The organism is Pseudomonas sp. PA-4-8C (assembly GCF_021606625.1).
GTDB classification, from domain to species: Bacteria; Pseudomonadota; Gammaproteobacteria; order Pseudomonadales; family Pseudomonadaceae; genus Aquipseudomonas; species Aquipseudomonas lactis.
Window position 1 is genome coordinate 1 of the sequence record NZ_WKCD01000430.1, and the last position, 2,911, is coordinate 2,911.

At 58.8% G+C, this 2,911-nt stretch carries 2 protein-coding genes; one reads left to right on the forward strand and one right to left on the reverse strand.

The window, feature by feature from the left end; translation table 11 throughout:
• Nucleotides 1-245 (reverse strand): hypothetical protein (locus tag GIW04_RS29450; RefSeq protein ID WP_236479509.1); only part of this gene is annotated, 245 nt, incomplete at its 3' end.
• A 345-nt stretch (nucleotides 246-590) separates the two neighbouring features.
• Between GIW04_RS29450 and GIW04_RS29455 the strand changes: the two genes are divergently transcribed.
• On the forward strand, nucleotides 591-2,660 hold the full coding sequence (locus GIW04_RS29455) for an EAL domain-containing protein (protein ID WP_120248152.1): 2,070 nt from the start codon (nucleotides 591-593) through the stop codon (nucleotides 2,658-2,660).
• The last annotated feature ends 251 nt before the right edge of the window (nucleotides 2,661-2,911 follow it).

Below are 2,911 nucleotides of genomic sequence, written 5' to 3' on the forward strand. Positions count from 1 at the left end.
GGGTGGGAGCTGCTATCGGACGTGCGTGCGTTGAGGTGATGGCGAGCACGCTTGCGCGACCTGCGCCGCATCCAGTTCTGCAACGGCGCGAGCAAGAAAAACATCAGGTAGGCGACCAGCACCAGGGCCAGGTCTACCCAGGTTTCAGCCACAGGCCCGGTAAACAACTCAATGACGTTCTTGATCACAAACAGCAACACCACGCTGCACAACCACAGCAGGATGGTGACAAATAGAGGACGCATGTTACTTGAGCGCTTGTCTTGCATAGTGAGGTTCTCTCCTTTGGCCTGTTGTCGTTCCAGGCAAGATTCCCTGAGTGCGTACCCATTATCAGACAGGTTGTAACATCGTATAACACGCACAAAACGTGCGGATGATACCGACTCAGACAGCCTTAGGGGATGATTCAAGTCAGAAAGTTCGATAAATCTGTAAGGATTTAGTCTAGCAACCCGGCATTCACTGGCAAAAAAGCCGGGCGGGGACGGGCATAAAGGCTTTCGCTTCGGCTATCAGGGCGTGTAGCGTTAGCGGGTGTTTCCGGCCCTGATCTTCAGCGGCAGTCGGTGACAGGCAGAGGACGGCCCATGGCGCACACCCTGTTCAAACTTTTCCTGACCCAGCGCCTGGCAGTCCTGGCCAGTACGGAGTCGTTGCGAGCGATTCGTGAAGGACTGCTGTGGATCCTGCCGTGCCTGTTGGTGTCCGCCGGTTTCCTGATTCTGTCCGAATGCGCCCAGGCGCTGGGTTTCGATCCGCAGGTGGTGAGTTTCCTGGCGGGGTTGCATAAACAGATCAGTTCGGTGATCCCACTGCTGGTCGCGGCCTCCATCGGTTATATGTTGGCGATTCAACACCGTCTGCCACAGCTGCCGGTCGCGTTTCTGTGCCTGGCCCATGTGGTGGTCGCCACCTTCGTGCTGCGTGAGTACCCACGTGCTTCGGCCACGTTTTTATTGTTTATTGCCATTGCTTCGCCCTTGATCAATGTGCCGGCCATTGCCTGGCTGCATCGCTTTCGTTGGACGCGCCTGGTCAACCAAGACCTGGTCGGCCATAACCTCAAGGGCACCATCAACATGGTGGTGCCTGGCGCACTCACAGCCTTGGCGTTGGTGGCGGTGTTGTCGTTGCTGCTGTTGATCCCCCATGTGGCGCAAATCCAGGGGCCGCAGGTGCTTGATGCGTTGCAGGCGCCTTACGGCAGTGGGTTGTTTGTCACTCTGATGAATTCGCTGCTGTGGTTCTTCGGCATTCACGGCGTGTATGCCATGCAGCCGTTATTCGATGCCTTGGACCAGGCGGTGGCGCTCAATGGCGTAGCGTTGGCGGCGGGGGAGCCGGTGCTGTACCTGCTCAACAACGGCTTGCTGGGCAGTTTTGCCTTTATCGGTGGTTCGGGCGCAACCTTATGCCTGCTGTTGGCGATCCTGCTGTTTTCCAAGAGCCAGTCCATGCGCTTGCTGGCGGTGGCCAGTTTGCCGTTGTCGTTATTCAATGTCAGCGAGGTGCTGTTGTTCGGTTTGCCGATCATTCTCAACCCGCGCCTGTTCATACCGTTTCTACTGGTACCGGCGTTCAACGCGATGGTGGCGTTGATGGTGGTTCAACTGGGTTGGGTGTCGCCCGCGGTGGCCAGCGTGCCGTTTACCGCCCCGGTGCTGCTCAATGCCTACCTCAGCACCCACGGCGACGTGGCGGCGGTGGTGTTGCAGGTCGTTCTGCTGACGGCCGGTACGCTGGTGTATGCGCCCTACGTCAGGGCGATTCATCGCCAGTCCAGCGATGGCGGTACGGTGTACCTCAAATCCCTGGACATGACGTTTCGCGGCCTCGAAGAGAAAGGCCGCCTGCTGGAGTTCGACCCGGTGCTGGCAACTCACCAGACCTTGGCCCGCCAGGCCGCTGAGTTGAACCGCATCCAGCAGATCAGTGATTACGAGTTCTACCTTGAGTTTCAACCCCAGGTATCCACCCGCACCGGTTTGTGCACCGGCTGCGAGGCGCTGATGCGCGCCCGGGACAGCCAGGGCACGGTGCATTCGCCCTGGGAGTTCCTGCAATGGCTGGCGCACGCCAGGCTGATGCCGGACGTGGATGTGTGGGTGGCGTCCCAGGCCGTGCGTCAGTATCAGAAATGGCTGAAGGTGGGTTTTGAACTGCCGATGACCATCAATATTTCCAGCGCCACGCTCAAGGACGCCGCCTATGGCGACCGCCTGGTGGAAATTCTTGCCCAGGCCCGAGGGCAGGTGTCAGTGGAAATTACCGAAGACGCGCTGGTCAGTGATATCCCGGCCACTCGCCAGACCATCCAGAAGCTGCAGGGCATGGGGGCCAAGGTCTATCTGGATGATTTTGGCACTGGGTTTTCTGCGCTGAGTTACTTGCATCAGTTTCCTGTGGATTTCATCAAGATTGACCGCAGTTTTGTGGTGGCCCAGCGTGACCCTAAAGGCGCCCAGGTGCTGACCGGTATGTTGCGCTTCTGCGAGGCCTTGGATTTGGGTGTGGTGGTAGAGGGGGTGGAGACGGCTGAGCAGTTGGCGTTCTTGAGTCATGGGCCTGAGTTGTTTATTCAGGGGTGGTATTTCAGCAAGGCGCTGCCTGGGGATCAGATGCCACGCTTTGTGCGCGAGCGCAGGGCGTTGGTGTGATGGCCGACGCTGACACCCCGCGGTCCAACTGTGGGAGCTGGCTTGCCTGCGATGACGGCCTGACGGGTGACGCCTATCTACCTGCCGCACTGCGATCAAACTGTGGGAGCGGGCTTGCTCGCGAAGGCGGCCTGGCAGGCGACACAGTTGGATTGTGTACATATCCATTCCTGCGGTAACGGCCACTTAGGGTTCCGCCCTGACGGCGGCTCACTTTTGAAGAGCCGGAATGCCGGCCCAGACAAAAGGAA